Source organism: Caulobacter sp. 1776, from assembly GCF_040545685.1.
Lineage (GTDB): Bacteria > Pseudomonadota > Alphaproteobacteria > Caulobacterales > Caulobacteraceae > Caulobacter.
On record NZ_JBEPMI010000004.1, the window covers coordinates 223,798 to 242,622 of the forward strand.

The 18,825-nt window shown below is 68.3% G+C and carries 16 protein-coding genes; 6 read left to right on the plus strand and 10 right to left on the minus strand.

All coding sequences use genetic code 11. The features are described from left to right. Positions 1-41: 41 nt before the first annotated feature. The 4 genes from ABIC66_RS12355 to ABIC66_RS12370 form a co-directional block, all read right to left on the minus strand. Positions 42-1,367, minus strand: coding sequence for a 2-hydroxycarboxylate transporter family protein (locus ABIC66_RS12355; RefSeq protein ID WP_354070577.1), 1,326 nt, complete (start codon positions 1,365-1,367; stop codon positions 42-44). A 2-nt stretch (positions 1,368-1,369) separates the two neighbouring features. Next, complete coding sequence (locus tag ABIC66_RS12360; protein WP_354070578.1) at positions 1,370-3,310, minus strand: CocE/NonD family hydrolase; 1,941 nt, start codon at positions 3,308-3,310, stop codon at positions 1,370-1,372. Between the two features lie 20 nt (positions 3,311-3,330). Further along, the gene (locus ABIC66_RS12365; protein ID WP_354070579.1) at positions 3,331-6,207 is read right to left on the minus strand and encodes a TonB-dependent receptor domain-containing protein; all 2,877 of its coding nucleotides are present in this window, start codon (positions 6,205-6,207) and stop codon (positions 3,331-3,333) included. Between the two features lie 68 nt (positions 6,208-6,275). Further along, positions 6,276-7,397 carry an ABC transporter substrate-binding protein gene (locus ABIC66_RS12370; protein ID WP_354070580.1) on the minus strand — a complete coding sequence of 374 codons (1,122 nt, stop codon included), beginning with the start codon at positions 7,395-7,397 and terminating at the stop codon, positions 6,276-6,278. A 70-nt stretch (positions 7,398-7,467) separates the two neighbouring features. Here ABIC66_RS12370 and ABIC66_RS12375 point away from each other — a divergent pair, with 70 nt between their 5' ends. From ABIC66_RS12375 to ABIC66_RS12390, 4 genes are all read left to right on the plus strand, one after another. Then, positions 7,468-8,127: a response regulator transcription factor gene (locus ABIC66_RS12375; RefSeq protein ID WP_354070581.1), complete on the plus strand. Its 660-nt coding sequence runs from the start codon at positions 7,468-7,470 to the stop codon at positions 8,125-8,127. After that, positions 8,127-9,506, plus strand: coding sequence for a sensor histidine kinase (locus tag ABIC66_RS12380; RefSeq protein ID WP_354070582.1), 1,380 nt, complete (start codon positions 8,127-8,129; stop codon positions 9,504-9,506). The genes ABIC66_RS12375 and ABIC66_RS12380 overlap by 1 nt, the downstream gene beginning before the upstream one ends. A gap of 191 nt (positions 9,507-9,697) precedes the next feature. Beyond that, positions 9,698-10,483 (plus strand): MipA/OmpV family protein, encoded by a 786-nt coding sequence (locus ABIC66_RS12385; protein ID WP_354070583.1) that lies wholly within the window; start codon positions 9,698-9,700, stop codon positions 10,481-10,483. Between the two features lie 4 nt (positions 10,484-10,487). Beyond that, a complete protein-coding gene (locus ABIC66_RS12390) occupies positions 10,488-11,180 on the plus strand; it encodes a response regulator transcription factor (RefSeq protein WP_354070584.1) in 693 nt (230 codons plus the stop codon). Here the strand turns inward: ABIC66_RS12390 and ABIC66_RS12395 are convergent. Further along, entirely contained in the window at positions 11,135-12,232 is a 1,098-nt protein-coding gene (locus tag ABIC66_RS12395) for a sensor histidine kinase (RefSeq protein ID WP_354070585.1), read from the minus strand. The two genes, ABIC66_RS12390 and ABIC66_RS12395, sit on opposite strands and share 46 nt — an antisense overlap. Positions 12,233-12,368: 136 nt before the next feature. Then, positions 12,369-13,193: an MlaA family lipoprotein gene (locus tag ABIC66_RS12400; RefSeq protein ID WP_354070586.1), complete on the minus strand. Its 825-nt coding sequence runs from the start codon at positions 13,191-13,193 to the stop codon at positions 12,369-12,371. Positions 13,194-13,540: 347 nt separating this feature from the next. Between ABIC66_RS12400 and ABIC66_RS12405 the strand changes: the two genes are divergently transcribed. Together ABIC66_RS12405 and ABIC66_RS12410 are read left to right on the plus strand one after the other, a co-directional pair. Next, a complete protein-coding gene (locus tag ABIC66_RS12405; RefSeq protein ID WP_354070587.1) occupies positions 13,541-14,323 on the plus strand; it encodes a phytanoyl-CoA dioxygenase family protein in 783 nt (260 codons plus the stop codon). 281 nt (positions 14,324-14,604) lie between these two features. Then, positions 14,605-15,891 carry an acetamidase/formamidase family protein gene (locus ABIC66_RS12410; RefSeq protein WP_354070588.1) on the plus strand — a complete coding sequence of 429 codons (1,287 nt, stop codon included), beginning with the start codon at positions 14,605-14,607 and terminating at the stop codon, positions 15,889-15,891. A 58-nt stretch (positions 15,892-15,949) separates the two neighbouring features. Here ABIC66_RS12410 and ABIC66_RS12415 read toward each other — a convergent pair whose 3' ends face one another. The 4 genes from ABIC66_RS12415 to ABIC66_RS12430 form a co-directional block, all read right to left on the minus strand. Next, a complete protein-coding gene (locus tag ABIC66_RS12415; protein ID WP_502910343.1) occupies positions 15,950-16,123 on the minus strand; it encodes a class I SAM-dependent methyltransferase in 174 nt (57 codons plus the stop codon). A 293-nt stretch (positions 16,124-16,416) separates the two neighbouring features. Next, the gene (locus ABIC66_RS12420) at positions 16,417-16,818 is read right to left on the minus strand and encodes a DUF2177 family protein (protein ID WP_354070589.1); all 402 of its coding nucleotides are present in this window, start codon (positions 16,816-16,818) and stop codon (positions 16,417-16,419) included. A gap of 11 nt (positions 16,819-16,829) precedes the next feature. Further along, entirely contained in the window at positions 16,830-17,855 is a 1,026-nt protein-coding gene (locus ABIC66_RS12425; protein WP_354070590.1) for an SAM-dependent methyltransferase, read from the minus strand. Next, positions 17,852-18,655 carry a DUF1295 domain-containing protein gene (locus ABIC66_RS12430; RefSeq protein ID WP_354070591.1) on the minus strand — a complete coding sequence of 268 codons (804 nt, stop codon included), beginning with the start codon at positions 18,653-18,655 and terminating at the stop codon, positions 17,852-17,854. Before ABIC66_RS12430 ends, ABIC66_RS12425 begins: the two co-directional genes overlap by 4 nt. Positions 18,656-18,825 lie beyond the last annotated feature (170 nt).

The window sequence follows — 18,825 nt, forward strand, 5'->3', positions numbered from 1 at the left end:
GCTCGCCTCCCTGAACCTGACCTTAAGCTAGTCACACAGCGTCACTTGAACCTTGCGAAAGCGGCTAAGATAAAAGTTACCGTAATGGCTCCCCCGATCCGCGTGGCGATCTGGGCGAAGGGCATCAGCTGCATGCGGTTGGCCGCCGTCAGGATCGCCACATCGCCGGTGCCGCCTTGTCCGGAATGAGTGGCGTTCACGATCGCCGCCTCGATCGGATAGAGCCCGACCCAGCGCGAGGTCACGAACCCCGTGGTGATCAGCGAGACCACGGTGACGAAGATCGTGATCAGGGTCGGCAGGTTGAACGCCGAGATCAGCTTCTCCCATGGCGTCTTGGCCACGCCGATCGCGAACAGCAGCGGATAGGTCACGCAAGTCGAGAAGAATTGGTAGTTGGCGTAGGCCCCCTGCTCCAGCGACGGCGGCGCCAAACGCGCCAGCTTGATGACCACCGCCAAGCCCAGCATCACCACCGGCCCGGGCCAATGGAGCAGGCTCTGGGTCAGGGCGCCCAGCAGGTAGAGCACCGCCACCATCAGCAACGCGGCCCCGAGGGTCTGGGGCGACGGCGCGCCGGCGACCGAGGCGTGGGCGATCGGCGCGGCGTCCTCTTCGCCCGGCTGTAGACGGCCCTCGCCCGTCAGCTTGGGAAAGCGGCGGCCCAGGAAGTTCAGCCCGCCGGCCAGGATCACCGCGCTGAGACTGCCCAGCATCACCGGCGGCAGCACTTCGGCGAAGGCCTCGCCCTGCGGCTGGCCCGAGAAGTGGGCGTAGCCGATCGACAGCGGGATCGCCCCCTCGCCCACCCCTCCGGCCATGATCGGGGCCACGACCTTGAACAGGGTGTGCTTGAAGCCCAGGCCCAGCATCACCCCGGTCGAGCAGCCGACCACGAAGGCAACCATCGAACCCAGGATCAGCGGGATGAAAATCTTGCCAAAGCCCGTGATCAGCGAGCGGCGGTCCATGCCCAGGATGCTGCCGACCACGATCGAGGCGATGAACAGGTAGAGGAAGTTCGAGCTCTCGGTGAAGTCCGAGATCGCCGTGACCAGCACCTTGGGCAGCAGGCCGGCATATTCCAGATAGGACGGAGCGAACGTCGCGAAGATCGCCGCGAAGCCCAGGCGGTTCAGCACCGGGATCCGCTTGCCGATCTCGGCGCACAGGAAGCCGCCGGTGACCAGGAAAGCGATGTTGGCCAGGATGTCCGACGGCGCCTTGCCCATGGCGACATAGGCGCCGGCGAGGCCCAGGACGATCAGCAGCAGCGGTAGCGGCGCGACGCCCAAGCGCGTCTCCATCAGCGCCCACCAGCGGGTCAGCAGAGGCCCGGGGGCGTCGGCGTGGGGTTCGGCCGACATTGTCACGTGCGCCTCGGAATGATCGGCAGGACGACGTGCGAGGGTCGCGCCGCGTCGAGGTGGATCGTGTTGCGGGCCACCGCGCGGGTCAGGCCCACGCCCTCCGGCGCGCCGGTGTTGGGATTGATGTCGAACTTCGGGAAGTTGCTCGACGAGACGTCCAGCCGGATCCGATGACCCTTCTTGAACAGGTTCGAGGTCGGGAAGGCCTCGACCTTGATCCGGTAGACCTGGCCCGGGGTCATCAGTTCGGGCTTCTCCCAGGAGTCGCGATAGCGGCAGCGCAGGATGCCGTCGGTCAGGTTCAGGGCGTAGCCGGCCGGGTAGTCCGCGCTGGGCGGATAGAGGTCGATCAGCTTTACGACGAAGTCGGTGTCGACCGCGTCGGACGAGATCCACAGCTCGGCCGTGATCGCGCCGGTGACCTCGACGTCCTCGCTCAGCGGCGCGGTCTGGAAGACCAGCACATCGGGCCGGGCCTCCAACGGCAACAGGGGTTCGCGGGCGCCGTAGAGGTCGGGCGTCTCGCGCTGGTCGAAGCCGCCGCCGCGCATCAGCGGTTCGCCCGAGGTGACGGCGCCGCCGATAGTTGGGACAGGATCGGCCGGATCGAAGTCGTAGCTCAGCGGCCGCTCGCCGGCGGACGGCTTGGCGGTCCGCAGGCCGCCGTCAGCGCCGAGATAGAAAACAGTCTCGCGACGATCCGGGATCGGCCAGGCCGTCTCGCTCCGCCAGGCGCCGCCGTGGTTCAGGCGGCCCTCGGCGGTCTTGCGGCCATCGCCGCCGCCCATGACGAACAGCCGGACCGGCGGCTCGGCGGCGGTCGCGGGCAGGCCCTTCAGGTGGCGGTCGTACCACTTCAGGCGCTGGGTGAAGAAGTCGACGCCGCCATCCCCGTCGATGGTCGCGGCCGGTCCGAACTCGACGTCGCCGGCATGGGAGGTCGAGCGGCCGCCGTGGGTCCAGGGCCCCATGATCAGGCGGACGCTACGCCCGGCCTTGTTCAGGCCGACATAGTTGTCGGTCGCCGTGCGCGAATAGGGATCGTACCAGCCCGACATGTGGACCATGTCGACCTTGGGGAAGGCGCCGTAGTAGCCCTCTGCGTAGATGCCGGCCTGCTTCCAAAAGCCGTCGAACTGGCCGTGCTCCCACTGCTCGTAGACATAGGCCTCGTAGTCCGGCAGCAGGCTGACCGGCGTGTGGCCCTTCTTCCACGGCATGCTGGCGAACCAGGCCTTGAGGTCGACGGTCTTCAGCGCCGCCAGCAGGCGCGGGTCGTTCTGCGCCGCCTGGCTCTCGAGACCCAGGTTGTAGGCCCAGGTCACCTGCTTCAGTTCGAACGCCCCGCCCTGACGGATGCCGCCCTGATAGGCGTTGGAGAAGCCGCCACAGTCGAGGAACATCGCCTTCAGGCCCGGCGCGTTCAAGCAGCCCAGCGCCATCTGAGTATGGGCGGCGTAGGACAGGCCCATCGTGCCGATCCGGCCGTCGCTCCACGGCTGGCGGACGATCCAGGCGCAGGTGTCGTAACCGTCCGCGCCCTCGCTCAGATACTTGATGAACTCGCCCTCGGAATCGTAGCGGCCGCGGCAGTCCTGGAAGATCACCACATAGCCGCGTGAGACGTAGATCTCGGCGATATTCGCGCGGGTCCGGGGCGTCTTGTCGGTCGCGGTGATGTCCCGGAAACTGGCGACGTTTCGGCCGTAGGGCGTGCGTTCCATGATCACCGGGAAGCGACCGGCGACCGGCTTGCCGTTGCGGGCCGGTCGGTAGATGTCGGTCGCCAGCCGGACGCCGTCACGCGTCTTCACGCCGACATTGCTTTCCAGAACGACCTCGAAGGGCGTCGCAGCGGCCAGGGCCCGGGTCGAACCGAGCAGTCCAAGGAAGGCCGCCGCGCCCCCGAAGGCGCGGCGGGTGATCGGCGAATTCGCCATGAGACGCGCGCTCCGATCGACTAGAACGACTTGCCGAAGCGGACATAGTAGTACCGCCCCATGACGTCGTAGGTGTAGATGTCGAAGTTGATCGGCGCGTTGGCGTAGGACAGCGGCGGCGACTTGTCGAAGACGTTGTTGACGCCGACCGTCACGTTGGCCCGGACCTTCTCGAAGGCCTTTTCCACCTGCAGGTCCTGGTAGGCGATGGCCTTCACGCGGTCACCCTTGACCGGCGTGGCCGGCAGGGCCGGCGCGGCGCCGTCCTTGGTCGAGCCGATATAGCGGCCGCGCCACATCACCGCCCAATCGTCGTTCGACCAGCGCAACGAGGCCAGGCCTTTCCAGCGCGGATAGGTGGCTCGCGCCGTGGCCGGAGTGGTGCCGCCGGTCGAGGTGCCGACCGCGTGGGTGACCAGCGGCGCGCCGCCGGCCGGGTTCGGCGAGGTGACGTCGAACTTTTGCAGACGCGTACCCGAGACCGAGCCCTCGAAGATCCCGAGGTCGGTGACCCGGCGATAGCGAGCGGCGATGTCATAGCCGGCCGTCTTGATCTGGTTGAGGTTCATAAACGACGAACTGAAGTTCAGCACCTGGCCGGTGGTCGCGTCGCGGGTCAGCTGGTCGCAGAACGCGCCGGCCTGGGTGGCGCACAGCTGCAGGGCGTTGGCCACCGACGGGGTCGAGATCGCGTTCTTGATGGTGATCTCGTAGCCGTCGAGCGTCAGGCTGAGGCCCGGCGCGAAGGCCGGTTGCAGGGCCACGCCATAGCTCCAGGTCTCGGCGGTCTCGGGATCGAGCTTGCCGTTGCCCGAAACCGTCAACGGCAGCAGGCCGCCATTGTACGAGCTCTGGTTATAGGTCGACGGCACGCCCGCGCAGCCGGGGAGATTGGGGTGCGCGGCCGCGCCGCCGTTGCAGGGGTCGGTATTGCTGCCCGCGAGGTTGGACTGACGCGAGCCGGTGTAGAGCTCGATCAGGGAAGGCGCGCGGAAGCCTTGCGACCACGTGCCTCTGAAGAGGACGCCATCGATCGGGCGATAGCCGACGCCGACCTTGGAGGTCAGCTTGGAGCCGGCGGTGTCGTAGTCGGAGTAGCGGGTGGCGACGTCCAGCTCGAGCTTCTTGACCAGCGGCAGGTCGGCCAGGATCGGCGCGGTGAATTCGAGGAAGGCTTCCTTGACGTTATACGAGCCGTTCGCGGTCGGCGTGCGCATCACGTTGGTGGTGGTCGCCGTGGTCGACGGCAGCGGCAGCGCGCCCGTCCCGGTCGAGACGGTGTTCACATAGGCGTCGGGGCGGTCCTCGCCGACGTTCTTGCGCCACTCGAAGCCGAATGCCATGGCCAGCGGCCCGCCCGGCAGCTGCATCAGCTCGCCGTTCACGTCGAAGGTCAGGTCGTAGAGCTTGGTGAGGTTGGTCTCGCGGGCCGTGGCATTGATGTAGGCCGCCTGCTCCGGCGTCATCTGGCCGAAGATGTTGACCGGTACGCAGCCGGCCTGGGCGGCGCAGACCGACGGAGCCGACAGGGACAGGGCCAGGTGCTCAAGGTCGATGCCGCCGGGCGAGGAGAACTTCATCTGGTTCTGGGCGGCCGAGCCGAACAGTGACCAGTTCCAATTGCGCGAGAACAGGTCGACGTCACCAGCCAGTTCGCCGGACACCCGGTAGGTGTCGACCTGCTGGTTGCTGATCCGATAGCCGACTGGCGTGGTGAAGATCTGGATGTTCCAGGCCTGGTTGGCCGCGAAGGCCACGCCGAACGGGTTGTATGGCTGGTTGGCCGCGATCGAGAAACCGCGATAGGTGCCGGCCGTGCCGCCAATGGACAGATTGGTCGGCGAGAACACCTGCTGGGAGCTGCGGCGGTTCCACATCACGTCCATCGTCAGCTTGACGTGGTCGGTCAGCTCCTGGTCGACGCGGGCGAAGATCCCGTACCGCTCGCTGGGGCCGACGGCGTAGATGCCCTGGGCCATGGTGTTGTAGTAGTCGTCCGGGAGCGTGGCGCGGTGATAGCTGGCCAAGCCCGTGGCCGTGGTGACGCCGACGTTCTGGGTCAGCGGCGTCGCCGTGGTCGAGAAGCCCGGCAGGATATAGAGGCCGCGCGGGCTGGAGGGCGCGGCGCTGAGGTTGTTCGGCCCGGCCGTCAGGGACACGCGGGTGATCTCGCGGTCCTTGGTCTCGATCGGGTCCTCGTTGACGTAGCTCAGCGACACGAACACCGAGCCGCGCTCGAACTTCTTGCCCCAGTTGGTCTGCAAGCTGAACGACTCGCCGTCGCCGCGCGAGGTGACGCCGTACTTGCTCTCGACCTGGAAGCCATCGAGGTTGCGCTTGGTCTTCAGATTGACGACCCCGGCGATGGCGTCCGCGCCATAGATGGCCGAGGCGCCGTCCTGCAGCACCTCCATGCTGCCGACCATGCCGATCGGCACGGTGTTGAGGTCGACGAAGTCACGGATGCCGCGCGCGCCGACACCGTCCACCCAGCGGTGGCCGTCGACTAGCACCAGGGTCCGATCGGCCGCGCCATCGGTGTTGGCCAGGTAGCGCAGGCTGATCGAACTGCCGCCGTACGAGGTGCCCTGGGTGCCGTTCGAATTGTAGCTGACGCCGGCGCTAGGCAGCTTCTGCAACAGCTCGCCGACCGAGGCGACGGCCGCGCGCTGGAGATCCTCTTCAGTGATCGAGGTCAGTTGACCGACCGAGTCGGCGTCGCGCCGGCGGGTTTTGGAGCCCGTGACGATGACGGCGTCGAGCGTGGTGGCCTCGGCGGCCGTCTCGGCCTGACCCGACGTGTTTTGGGCCGGCATCGACTGGGCCATGGCCTCGCCCGCGCCGAGCACGAGCGCCAGGGCCGAAACGCTGACGAATGCGGATTGAATTCTGGTCACCGGAGATCCCCCTCCTACCGGCGATTCCGCCGGCCTTGTTGCGCGGCTCCCCGCCGCTTATCCGGAGGCTAGGGTCGGTTACCTGTCACCAGACTGTCGCGAACGCGGCGATAGTCGTCGACGTGATCGGGACCGAGCGCCTCGCGCCAGTCCGCGACCAGGCGGCGGCGGCGCATCTGGTCGAGATTGGCCAGCAGCGAGGGTCCGACCTCGATCGGCCGCGCCGAGGCCCCGGGCGCCTTTCCGACGCCGCCTGCAACGTCGTTGCGCACCGGCGTCAGGTTGCGCTCGGCCAGCAGCCGTTGGCCCTTCACCGAGAGCAGGAAGTCCAGGAACAGCTTGGCGGCGTTGGGCCGGCGCGCGGCGGCCGAGATGAAGGCGATCCGCGACATCACCAGGGTGTAGTCCTCGGGGAAGATCAGGCCGAGATTCGGATCCTCCTGCTGCCGCTCCAGGGCGTAGGAGCCGATGACGTTGTAGCCCAGCAAGATCTGCTGGGCGGTGACCGCCTCCAGCAGCGTGAACGTCGACTCGTAGAGATGCGGTCGGGTTTTCCCGATCGCCCGCGTCAGGGCCAGGGTGTCGGCCCAGGCTTGGCGGTCCTGGGAATAGTAGAGGAAGCCGACTCCTGACCGGCCGGTGTCGAATAGGCCCACCGAGCCCTTCAGCTGGCCCGCCTCGAGCATCTGGCGCAGCGCCGCGTGGCTTCGGGGGGCCCGGGCGTCGGGCAGCCGCCGCCGATCGTAGACGAAGACGATCGGCTCGGCCGTGACGCCGAAGCCCTGGCTTTTCCAGATTGTCCACGGCGGCAGCATGGCGCGGGCCGGCGTGTCGAAAGTCTGGGCGTAGCCGTCGTTGATCAACTTGATCTGCAGATCCATCGCCGAGCTCCAGACGAGATCGGCGCTGGGCTTTCCCGCCCGCCGCTCGGCCAGATAGCGCTGGTAGAGCTCGGCGGAGTTCTGCCGCTGGAAGTCGACGCGCACCTTCGGATGCTCGGCGTGAAAGGCCGAAACGACGGGCTCGATCTCGGCGTCGCCGGTATTGGCGTAGACCGTCAGGCCGCCTTCCCGCGCGGCGGCGCGGGCGCGCCAAGCGTGCTCGAGGCCGCCGAACCGGGCGCCGTCGGTCCGCGCGCAACCGGCCACCAGGCCCGCCACCGGCGTCATCAGAAGCTGTCTTCGAAGCATGCTCGCCCTGTTCACAGCCAGCGACGTTGCATGATAGGGGCGGAGTCGTCCAACCCTGGAACCCGACCACATGCGGCTTCTGTTCGTGGAGGACGACGAGGCGCTGGGGCGTGGCGTCGTGGCCTTCCTCAAGGCGGAACACTTCACGGTGGACTGGGTCACCGACGGCGAAACCGCGCTCCAGCAGCTGGCCGAGCCCTATTCCGTCATCGTCCTAGACCTGGGCCTGCCCGACATCGGCGGCCTGGAGGTGCTGGTGCGCCTGCGCCGGGCCGGCAACCGCACGCCGCTCTTGATCCTGACCGCCCGCGACGCCCTCAAAGACCGGGTCAGCGGCCTGGACCTCGGGGCCGACGACTACATGCTCAAGCCCTTCGAGCCCGAGGAACTGGCCGCCCGCGTCCGCGCCCTGGCCCGCCGCCGAGGCGGAGACCCCTCCCCCACGCTCTCTGTCGGCAGCCTGACGATCGACCGCAACGGCGCGCGCGCCTATGTCGACGGTCGCGACCTGGAGCTCCGCCGGCGCGAGCACACCGTCCTGCTGGTGCTGGCCGCCAGCGCTGGCAAGGTGGTGTCCCGCCAGCGCCTGACGGGCGAGATCTTCGGCCACGACGACGAGGCCGGCCCCAATGCGCTGGATGTCTATGTCGGCCGCGTACGCCGCAAGCTGGAGCCCAATGGCCCGAAGATCCTGACCTTGCGCGGCCAGGGCTACATGCTCGAGCCCTGATGGTTGGCATCCAGTCCCTCACCGCCCGCCTGCTGGTCGCCCTCGTGACGCCGCTGGTCGTGTCGGCCGTCCTGATCGGGATCGGCGACGCGTGGGTGACCCAGAGGGTCGTGGACTATACCTCCGACCGCCTGCTGGCGGCGTCGGTGCGCGCGATCGCCGAGTCGGTGACGGTCGAGGACCATCAGGTCGAGGTCGACCTGCCGCCCTGGGCGTTCGGCCTGCTCGACAGCCCGCAGCGCGACAGCGTGTTCTACAACGTCCGCCAATCGGGCCGGGCGCTGACCGGCTATGACGACCTGCCCGACTTCGACGCGACGGCGATCGCCGCGGGCGGCGAACCGGTCTTCCGCACCCTTGTCTACAAGGACCGCCGCGTGCGCCAGTCGGCCGCGACCTTGCGCGTGCCCGGCGCGCAGGCTCCCGTCGTCATCTCGGTGGCCCAGACTCTGGAGTCGCGGACGGCGGTCCGCAAGACGCTGATGGCGACGGTCGGGGCGATCGAAGTCGGGCTGGTCGGCCTGGTGGCCTTGCTAATCTGGCCGGCCGCGCGGTGGAGCCTCAAACCGCTGGAAGGTCTCCGCCGACGTCTGGCCGACCGCTCCGACGCCCGCGACCCGGACTTCGCGCCGGTGGCGGTCGGCGACGTACCACGTGAGCTGCAACCGGTCGTGGTGGCGTTCAATAGCCTGCTGGGCCAACTCGAGCGATCGGTCGACGGCGTCCGGCGCTTCACCGCCGACGCCTCGCACCAAATCCGCACGCCGCTGGCGATCCTCAAGACCCACCTGACCCTGCTGGCGCGCGGCAAGCGCCCGGCCTCGGACCAGGCCTCGCTGACCGACGCCCTGGAGGCGGTGGATCGCCTGCAGCGCCTGATCGAGCAGTTGCTGACCCTGGCGCGCGCCGAGGCCGTCGAGACGGACGGACGGCAGGAAAGCGACCTGGCCGCTAGCGTCCAGACCCTCGCCGATCGCTGGGCTGGACGTGTGAGCGCGGCGGGCGCGACTCTGGTCCTGGAGGTCGAGGCTGAGCCAATCCTCGTCCCGCTGGCCGCGCCGCTGGTCGAGCAGATTCTGGAAAACCTAGTCGACAACGTCCTGCGCTATGGCGGCAAGACTGTCGTCATCGGCGCGCGTCAGACCGACTCCGGAGCGCTGCTGACCGTGACTGACGATGGTCCTGGTCTTTCGGTCAGCCTCAAGCGACGCCCGTTCGAGCGGTTCGCGCGCGGCCCGCAAAGCTCCGGCCATGGCAGCGGCCTGGGCCTCTCCATCGTCAAGGCTCTGGCGGTGCGCGCCGGGGGCGATGCGTTTCTGGACGACGTGACTGGGACCGGCCTGAGGGTCAGCGTCGTCCTTCCGTCGATGCCGCGCTAGCCCGCCCTCTTCGGCAAGGCGCCAGAAGCAGACCTCGGCCCCCGCGCGGGAACCGGACACGCGTCGGGCGGCGAATAAAAGGGCGAACGGTTTCGCCGCCCCGCGCCGACTTTCCTTTGAAAGCTCCACGCAAGCTTGGGCTCGCATAGCCCGGCTGCCGCGCGAAAGCGGCCTAGCCGGACCCGAGTGACATGAAGCTTCCCCTTCTGACCCTGTGCCTGATCGTCCCCATGGCCAGCGCCGCGCGCGCCGAGGATAGCGACGGCCTGCGCCTGTCCCTGGGCGCGGCCGGCGTCTATCGCCCCGAGTTCAAGGGCTCCAAGGACTACGAGTTCAAGCCCCTGCCCTTCGTCGGCCTGCGCTACGGCCGGGGCGACTACTATGTGGCGCTGGAAGGCGCCTCGCTGCGCGCCAACCTCGTGCCCGGCGGCTTCCTGGAAGCCGGCCCCGTGGTCGCCTACGAGCGCGGCCGCAAGGACGACATCAAGAACCTTGCTGTCCGCCGCCTGGGCGAGATCGACGCCGCCGTCAACGCCGGCGTCTTCGTGCGCAAGTCGTTCGAGGTCGGCGACGGAGACCTGGCGATCGAGGTCGAGGCCCTGACCGATACCGGCAAGGTCCACAAGGGCAAGCTGGCCCGCTTCGAAGTCGCCTACGACCGCCAGCTGACCGACCGCTGGAGCCTGGGCCTGGACGCCTCGGCCGTCTGGGCCGACCGTAAGTACATGCAGACCTATTACGGCGTCTCAGCACGCGGGGCCGCCGCCAGCGGCCTCTCCCCCTACGCCGCCGGCGCCGGGATGGAGACCGTCCAGGTCGGCGCCAGCCTGCGCTATCGGATCAACGACCGCTGGAGCGCCCTGACCCACGGCGCCTACGGCCGTCTCGTTGACAGCGCGGCCGACAGCCCGATAGTCGACCGCCAAGGCTCGGCCAATCACGGCCAGCTGGTCTTCGCCCTGCTGTACTCGTTCTGATCCCATGCGCGCCCTGCTGATCGAGGACAATGTCCGCTTGGGTGAGGCGACCACACGGTCGCTGGCCAAGGCCGGCTTCATCGTCGACCTCTTCGAGACCCTCGAGGACGGCTGGCACGCCTGGCGCGGCGTGACCTACGACGTGGTGATCCTCGACATCATGCTCGGCCGCGACAGCGGGCTGGACCTACTGGCCCAGGCCCGCGCCGCCAACCTGCGCACGCCCGTGCTGATGCTAACCGCCCTGGGCAGCGTCGACCAGCGGGTGCTGGGCCTGGAGCGCGGAGCCGACGACTATCTGGTCAAGCCCTTCGCCATCGAGGAACTTGTGGCGCGCCTGCGGGCGCTGGGACGTCGGCCGGCCCTGACGGCCGACGTCCTGCGCTATGGCGACCTTGAATACGACCAGGGCGCTCGCGAGATCCGCGTGGGCGAGGCGCGCCTGCCCCTGTCGCGCGGCGAGAGCATCGTGCTGGAGCGCTTCCTGCGCCATCCCGACCGGGTGGTGACCAAGGCCCAGCTGGGCGACAGCCTGCACAGCCTGGAACAGGACTACACCGACAACTCCATCCAGGTGCACGTCCATCGGGTGCGCCGGAAGATGGCCGAGCTGCGCGCCGACGTGACGATCCGGGCGCTGCGAGGCCTGGGCTACATGGCCGTCCGGCTGCCTGTCAGCGCAGCGGGCGTCGACTGATCGCGCCGGCCGCGCGACCGGAACTCCAACTCAAAGCATGCGCCACGTTCGGACGCCGCCAGTCGTGCGACCCCGCCGTGCCGCTCCATGATCTGGCGTACGATCGACAGACCAAGACCCGCTCCCGCGCCGCGCGGATCACCGCGGCTGAAGCGCTCGAACGCCCGGTCGCGGATCTCGACCGGGACGCCGGGGCCGTCGTCGCTGACCCGCAGCACACCGGCGGCGGTGACCGTCACCAGGATCTCGGCCCCGGGTGGGGTGTGACGGACAGCGTTTTCCAGAAGGTTGCGCAGCGCCGTCTCCACCAAGCCCGGCTGGCCGTCGACCAACAGCACCTCGACCGAGCCGTCGAAGCCGATGGTGCGCCCGCTGGACAGGATGAAGCCGGCCATGTCGCTGGCCACGTCGCGCGCCAAGCCCACCAGGTCGAAGCGGGCGCTGGCGCCCGCCGCGCCGCCCTCCGCCTCGGCCAGGGCCAGCAGCTGGGCGATCAGCCGGCCCAGGCGCTCGAACTCCTCGCTGGCGGCGCGCCGCTCGTTCGGCTCCAGCAGGCTCTCGACCTGGGCTCGCAGGGTCGCGAGCGGCGTGCGCAGCTCGTGGGCCGCGTTGGCCGAGAAGTCCCGCTGCGCGCGCAGGCCCACCTCCAGCCGGTCAAGGGCCGCATTGAAGGCCTCGACCAGCGGGGCGACCTCGCGCGGCGCGGCCTCGACGGGCAGCCGCGCCTCGATCGTGGCCGGGGCGATGCCGCCGGCCAGGTCGGACAGGCGCCGCAGCGGCCGCAGCCCCAGGTGCAGGGTGACATAGACCCCGCCCATCATCAGGACGAGCAGCAGCGTGATCTCCGGCGTCGAGTCGCGAAGCTCACCAGCGATCCGGCTCGGCCGCAGCCGCTCCTGGACCGTCAGCGCGCGGTCGTCGGGATCGTCGCCCTGGACCATCGCGAACAGGAGGGTCGTGGTCACGGCGAACAGCACCAGTGGGACCAGCATCCGCATCAGCGACGGTCCGGTCCGCCGGTGAGGCGACGGCTTCAGCAGGCTGCGGATCATAGGCGGTCCTTCATGCGCCCCTTCGTCTTGCCGGCTGCCGGGGCGTTGAACAACGGCGGAGCGGGCTGGGGTCGCGGCGGGGACGTCGGGGCCGCGCACTCCAGCACGACCCGCCAGGGGGTGAAGCGATAGGCCATCACGGTTCGATCCGGGCGGCGTCGAAGTCGGGCAGCACCTGGACCCCGCCGCGCGCCTGGCGGATCATGTCCGCGCGGTTCTGCAGGTAGGCCGAGCGCATCATCACATAGGGATCCGCCGCATCGTCCAGCGCCCGCAAAAAGCCGTCGGCATTGGCGCGGACGTCCAGCAGGGTGGCCGTCGACCGAACCGGACCGAACACCCTCGACCCGCCCGCCGTCGCCATCGACACCGGATCGGTCATCATGTCGACCAGCCGCCCCGCGCCGTCGCGCAGCGTGGTCGGGCCCATCAGCGGCAACACCAGATAGCGGCCCGATCCGGCGCCGTAGCGCCCGAGAGTCTGGCCGAAGTCGCCCTGGTGGCGCTCCAGCCCCAGCTTACCGCCGACATCGAACAGGCCAAGCCCGCCAACCGTGGTGTTGATCACGAACAGCGAGGTCGTCACTCCGGCCGCGCGGAGACGCCCCTGGGCCAGGTCGTTGAGGGCGGTGCGCGGCTCAGCCAGGTTGGCGACGAACGCCGAGACCCGGCCGCGCACCACGCGCGGGGCCACCCTCATGTAGCCGCGTCCCAGCGGCCCGATCAGGACGCGATCGAAGTCGCGATTGAACTTGAAGGCTTTGCGGTTGAAGGCCTCCCACGGATCGTTGGCGGGCGGCCCGGCCTTGAGCGCGGGTTCAGGCGTGACTTCGGGCGCGGGCTCGGCGGCGGGCTCGGGCAAGGCTTGGGCCAGGGCCCGATGCGGCGTGGCGCACAACAGGACCAGGCTGGCGATCCGGCCGACATATCGGACAGTAGAGAACAACGATGGAGGGGTCATGGCGAAGGGCTCCGGGGAGGATGCCCAGCGCTATGTCAGGCATGGCTTACGCGAAGCTTTCAACCCGAGAAGCCTCATTCGGAGAGAAGACTGCATCGGGATTGCGCCAATAGCTGCCCTTGGCTCCCGATCTGGATCGGACCTTCGGCCCGCTGGGAAGAGCGCCTAGATTGCCGGTCTCGCCGCGTCACGATAGGCTCTTGGCCATGATGATGATCCGCACTCGCTTTCCGCTGAACTGAACGCGGCCGTCCTTCGCGGACGGGTTCGTTGGCGCGAGCCTCGCGCCCCGCCCTTTCAGACAACCGTCGCCTACGGCGGCGGCTCAAACCTGCGTTGATCCCATCATGACCAATCACCCATCCCGCCCGCTGAGCGCGGCGGAGATCGAGCGCTTCGTTCGCGACGGCTTCGTGCGCCTCGATGAGGCCTTTCCTCGCCCGTTGGCCGAAGCCGGTCGCGCCATCCTGTGGCGCGAGACCGGATGCGATCCCGAGGATCCGGCGACCTGGACCGAGCCTGTGATCCGGCTTGGCATGCACGCCGACCAACCTTTCAGGGACGCCGCTGGCTCACCGGTCTTGGCCGCGGCCTTCGACCAGTTGGTCGGACCCGGCCGCTGGCGGCCGATGCGCGCGCTTGGGACCTTCCCGATCCGCTTCCCCTCACCAAAGGACCCCGGCGACGCCGGCTGGCACATCGACGTGAGCTTCGGGACCGAGACCCCCGACTTCCTGCAGTGGCGCGCCAATATCGCCTCCCGCGGACGGGCGCTCCTGGTGCTGTTCCTGTTTTCCGATGTCGGCCCCGCGGACGCGCCAACTCGCATTCGCGCCGGTTCGCATCGGGACATCGCCCGCCGTCTGGCTCCAGCAGGCGAGATCGGTCTGACCCTGGGCGAGTTGGCCGCCACCGGCTTCGAGGAGTCGGCGCACCGGCGTGAGGTCGCCGCGACGGGTTCGGCGGGCACGGTCTATCTTTGCCACCCGTTCTTGGTGCACGCGGCCCAGCCGCATCGCGGCAGGCAGGTTCGCTTCATCGCCCAGCCGCCGCTCGAGCCGATCGACGGGCTGGAGCCGACCTATCCCGTGGCGCGAGCCATCGCGGCGGCGCTAAGCGAGACGGACTAAGCGCAGGCCGAAGGCGGGCGGCCCGCCACGGCCGCCCGTCTCTCTCGGCGTCAAAGTCCATCGACACGGATGGCAAGGGGTTTTCAGCCCGCGGCAGCGCTGCGCCAGGTGCTGCCATTGGCAAGTCTCCAGAAAAGGGACGTTCGCCGTGCCTCCGCGCCGCGGGCAACTGAGAGATCAGACCCGTCGAACTGGATGCCGCCAGCGCCAACCTTTCAGAAGCTTCATTTGTCTTCGGCGAACCGATTGCCGAATTTGCGACGGCCTTCTGGAGAGCCTCCGTGCGCGCCCTGCTGTTGTCGTTCGCCATTCTCGCCGCCGCTTCGTCAGCGTATGCCGCGCCCCAGACCTGGCTTCTCGCGGTGGACCAATGGGGAAACACCGAGCATCGCGCTCTAACCCTGGAGACGGCGGGAAAAGCGCTTTCGGGGTCGCTCGACGGTTGGCCGGTGACCGGTCGCTATGACGGGGGCCGATTGATCTTCGAAGCGGTCGATAGCCACGGCGTGCCGTATCGTTTCGAGGCAACCGCGCGCGGTGATCGATGGACTGGATGGGCGGACTATCCCGACACCACCAATACCGGACGCGCGCGTCACGCCTTTAGCGCGATGCGGCTGGATATTCCACAGGGCCCCGTCCGCTCAGTGACCTATGAGCCAAAGCAATTCTCGAACACTTTCAACGCCGACTTGCCGCCAGCCCTGGTCATCCGACCAGGGGACATCGTGTCGACACGGACGATCGACTCCGGCGGCGTCAACGAACAGGGGCGAGTTGTCGCCCTCTATGGCAATCCGCAAACCGGACCCTTCTATGTCGTGGGCGCGAAGGCCGGGGATGTGCTCGCAATCACGATCCGGCGTCTGGCGCTCAATCGCGACTACGCCGACAGCCTCGACGGGGTAACAGGGCGGGCGATGTCCTTGGGCTTGGCCGCGAAGGCGAGCGGCCTTGGCAAACGGGTTCGCTGGCGGCTCGATCGGGCTGCGGGTCTGGCCAGCCTGGAAGGCGCCCCTGATAACCTGAAGGGCTATGCCGTTCCCGTTCGCCCGATGCTGGGCGGCCTCGGCGTCGCGCCGGACTTTGGCTTTCCGCCGCAGTCGGCAGGCGACAGCGGCCGTTGGGGCGGAAATATGGACTTCAACGGGATCGTCGAGGGCGCGACTGTCTATCTGCCGGTGTTCCAGCCGGGCGCGATGTTGTTTCTGGGCGATGGCCATGCACGGCAAGGCGATGGCGAGACGACCCAATGGGCGCTGGAGACCTCCCTCGACGTGGAGTTCAGCGTCAAACTCCTACCCGCTCGACCGATCGCCAGTCCACGGATCGAGACCGATCAACGGATAAGCGTCCTAGGTCAGGCCTCGTCCTTGGACGAAGCCGCCCGGGCGGCGACGGGCGCCATGGTCCAGTGGTTGGAGCAGGACTATGGCCTCAACGCCTCAGAGGCTTCGCTGATTCTCGGCGTCGCCGCGGAATACAGCGTGGCCACCCTGGCCGGGCGAAACGCCGGCGTCACGCTGAGCCTCGAGCGCTCGCGCCTGCCCGGTCCGCGGCGCGAGTAGCGCCATTTGCTGACGTTGTCAGCCCTCCGAGAACTTGACGTTCAGTTCAGCACCACAGCTAGCCATGGCGATCCAGCGAAAATTGAACGACGTCGGTGCGCCCTGCGCGAAAGCCTGCTTCGCAGTAAGCTAGGTAGAACCGCCACAGCCGTCGAAATCGCTCGTCGAGGCCCATCGTATCCAGAGCGCTGTTGGCGGCGGCGTCCTCGAAGCGCTCGGACCAGCGCCGCAAGGTTCGGCATAGTCCAATCCAAACCGCTTGCCCACCAGATGATGTCGCGCCCGCCGCGTTCGACGATGGTCAGCTGCCCCCAGCTCCAGTTGGCCGACAGCAGGTCCAGGACGGGACGAAAGAGCGCCTGGCGGCGCCACGGCGGGACGACGAAAGACGCGTGGGACAGGTCGTTCATCGTGGAGGCCTTACCAGCACGGAGACGCCAAGGCGGTCATTGCGACCCGGCGTCTCTTGAAACCCAATCATATTTGGCGACCCAATCGATCCCGATCTCGCTAAGGGCGATGCCTTTAGCGGGCCACGAGCCGCGCGGCCTGGAGGCCGGCATAGGCGGCCAGGGCCGTCAGCGCCGCGCCCCAGGCCATGTCGGCCAGGGTCAGACGGGTGGACCAGAAGCGCAAGGTGGCCTGGTTGGTCAGGTCGTAGGTGGCGTAGGCCACGAAGCCCAGCACCGCGCCGTTCAGGGCGGCCCTTCCGGCCGCGCCCTCGCGCAACGCCGGCGCCACGCCCAGGATCAAAATGCCCAGGCCGTAGATCAGGTAGAAGGCGATGGCGGCCGGCGCGTTGAGCTTTGGGGCCAAAATGTCGCCCAGCACGGGTCGATAGAGACGCGGCCCCATGACCAATAGCCAGACAGCGTCGAGCCCGAGGAAGACGATCATCGATGTGACATAGGCGGTGAGATAGGGCATGGCGGTTCTCCTCAAACCGGCGCGAGACGGTAATGGCTGACGCCCCATTCGGCGCCGCCGCGATCGCCGAACAGGCCGGCCGTCGCCAGGAAGAACCGGCGCCAGCGGCGCGTCCAAAGGACGGCGTCCTGGCCATAGACCGAACGCATCACCTCCATGATCTCGTGCTCGTGGCGGTCGAAATTGGCCAGCCAGTCGTTGGCCGTACGGGCGTAGTGCGCCCCGCTCCAGCGCCAGTCGGCCTCGACCGCGAAGACATCGGAATACTGACGCATCAAGCCGTGGCTGGGCATCAGGCCACCCGTGAAGAAGTGCTGGGCGATAAAGTCCGAGCGATCCTCGACCTCGAAGCGGTAAGGCGCGGTCCGATGGGCGAAGACATGGACCAAGGCCCGACCGTCGGGCGCGAGCCAGCCGCGCATGCGGGTCAAGAGCGCGCGCCAATTCGCCATATGCTCGAACATCTCGACCGAGACGATGCGATCGAAGCGCGACGACGTCTGGAAGTCGTTCATGTCGGCCGTGACGACCGTCAGGTTGGCGAGACCCCGCTCGCGCGCCTGCTGGTCGATGAAGGCTTTCTGGCCATGGGAGTTGGACACCGCGGTGATCGACGCGCCGGGATAGGCCGCCGCCATCCACAGGGACAGCGAGCCCCAGCCGCAGCCCAGTTCCAGCACCGTCTGGCCGTCGGCTAGCCCGGCGTTCTGGCAGGTGCGAGCCAGCGCGGCCTCCTCGGCCTGCGCCAGGGTGGCGTCCGCCGTCTCATAGTAGGCGCTGGAATATTTTAGCCGCGGTCCCAGGACACGTTCGAAGAACCGCGCCGGCAATTCGTAGTGTTGAGCGTTGGCGGCCTGGGTGTGCTCGGCGATCGGTCGGGCCGCCATGACGGCGGCGAAATCGGCCTCGGACCCGCACGGTGTCCGGGCGAGTTGGCGGCGGGCATTGGCCACCAGCGCACCGATAGCGGGCCGCACGATGAAGTCCGGGCACGGGGCGTCTTGCAGCCGATTGATGGAGGCGGCCAAAAGGCTCATCGGGGAGTTCCTCTGCGAGGTGGACGGGGAAAGAAGGCGCTGACCCGCGCCTGGTACCGGGCGTAGGCCTCGCCCTTGGCGGCGAGCATCGCCTGCTCCAGCGGTGGGACCCCGGTTAGGCGCGTCAGCACCAGGCCCATGGCCAGCGGGGCTAGCAGCGACAGCCAGCCCGCGCTCCATCCACCCGAAAGATCGATGGCGATGACCGGATAGGCCAGCCACCCAACCCATTCAAAGAAGTAGTTCGGATGGCGCGACCATCCCCAGAGGCCACGATCCATGACCGCGTCGGGCGCGTGCCAGCCAGCCTTGAAGCGCCGCATCTGCTCGTCGGCTAAGGCTTCGCCGCCGATGGCGAACAGCGCGATGGCCCCGCCGAAGAGATCGACGGCCCGCAGGCCTGGGCCAGGACGCGCCGCGGCCGAGGTGATGGACAGGCAGAGCAAGGCGCTGACGGGCGCCTGGACCAGCGCCAGGGCCAGCATTCGCGGCTTGAAGCGTTCGCCCCATTGAGATTTGAGCGTCTGGTAGCGCACGTCCTCGGCGCCCCGGGCGACGCGAAGCGCGACGTAAGCGCCGAGCCTCAAGGACCATATCGCCACCAGCGCAGCGACTAGGCCCCGCCGAGCGTCCGGCGCGCCCGACCATGGCGTAAGTACGGCCAGCACACCGCAAGCGCCTGTTCCGAACGTCCAGAAGACGTCCGTCCAGCCGCCGTTGCCCGTTCGGAGAACACAGACCCAGGCCAGGCCCATCACGAGCGTCATCAGGCCAAAAGCCAGGGTTGTTGCGAGGATCATGAGCGCACCCGAAAGCGCTCTAGCGGCGAGCTGGCCGAACGGGCCGTCCATGGAGAGGGTGTGCGCAGGATCATGGCCTCGATACGGGGCGGCTAACGGGCCGGACGCATGGTGCGTCCGAAAAAACATCTCGGCCGTATCAGGGTTTGAAGCGCGCCCGACGGCGCGCC

Bases quoted from the DNA above. Each gene is read 5' to 3' on its own strand.
- ABIC66_RS12355 (WP_354070577.1), bottom strand. From the start codon at position 1,367: ATGTCGGCCGAACCCCACGCCGACGCCCCCGGGCCTCTGCTGACCCGC.
- ABIC66_RS12360 (WP_354070578.1), bottom strand. From the start codon at position 3,310: ATGGCGAATTCGCCGATCACCCGCCGCGCCTTCGGGGGCGCGGCGGCC.
- ABIC66_RS12370 (WP_354070580.1), bottom strand. From the start codon at position 7,397: ATGCTTCGAAGACAGCTTCTGATGACGCCGGTGGCGGGCCTGGTGGCC.
- ABIC66_RS12375 (WP_354070581.1), top strand. From the start codon at position 7,468: ATGCGGCTTCTGTTCGTGGAGGACGACGAGGCGCTGGGGCGTGGCGTC.
- ABIC66_RS12380 (WP_354070582.1), top strand. From the start codon at position 8,127: ATGGTTGGCATCCAGTCCCTCACCGCCCGCCTGCTGGTCGCCCTCGTG.
- ABIC66_RS12385 (WP_354070583.1), top strand. From the start codon at position 9,698: ATGAAGCTTCCCCTTCTGACCCTGTGCCTGATCGTCCCCATGGCCAGC.
- ABIC66_RS12390 (WP_354070584.1), top strand. From the start codon at position 10,488: ATGCGCGCCCTGCTGATCGAGGACAATGTCCGCTTGGGTGAGGCGACC.
- ABIC66_RS12395 (WP_354070585.1), bottom strand. From the start codon at position 12,232: ATGATCCGCAGCCTGCTGAAGCCGTCGCCTCACCGGCGGACCGGACCG.
- ABIC66_RS12400 (WP_354070586.1), bottom strand. From the start codon at position 13,193: ATGACCCCTCCATCGTTGTTCTCTACTGTCCGATATGTCGGCCGGATC.
- ABIC66_RS12405 (WP_354070587.1), top strand. From the start codon at position 13,541: ATGACCAATCACCCATCCCGCCCGCTGAGCGCGGCGGAGATCGAGCGC.
- ABIC66_RS12420 (WP_354070589.1), bottom strand. From the start codon at position 16,818: ATGCCCTATCTCACCGCCTATGTCACATCGATGATCGTCTTCCTCGGG.
- ABIC66_RS12425 (WP_354070590.1), bottom strand. From the start codon at position 17,855: ATGAGCCTTTTGGCCGCCTCCATCAATCGGCTGCAAGACGCCCCGTGC.
- ABIC66_RS12430 (WP_354070591.1), bottom strand. From the start codon at position 18,655: ATGATCCTCGCAACAACCCTGGCTTTTGGCCTGATGACGCTCGTGATG.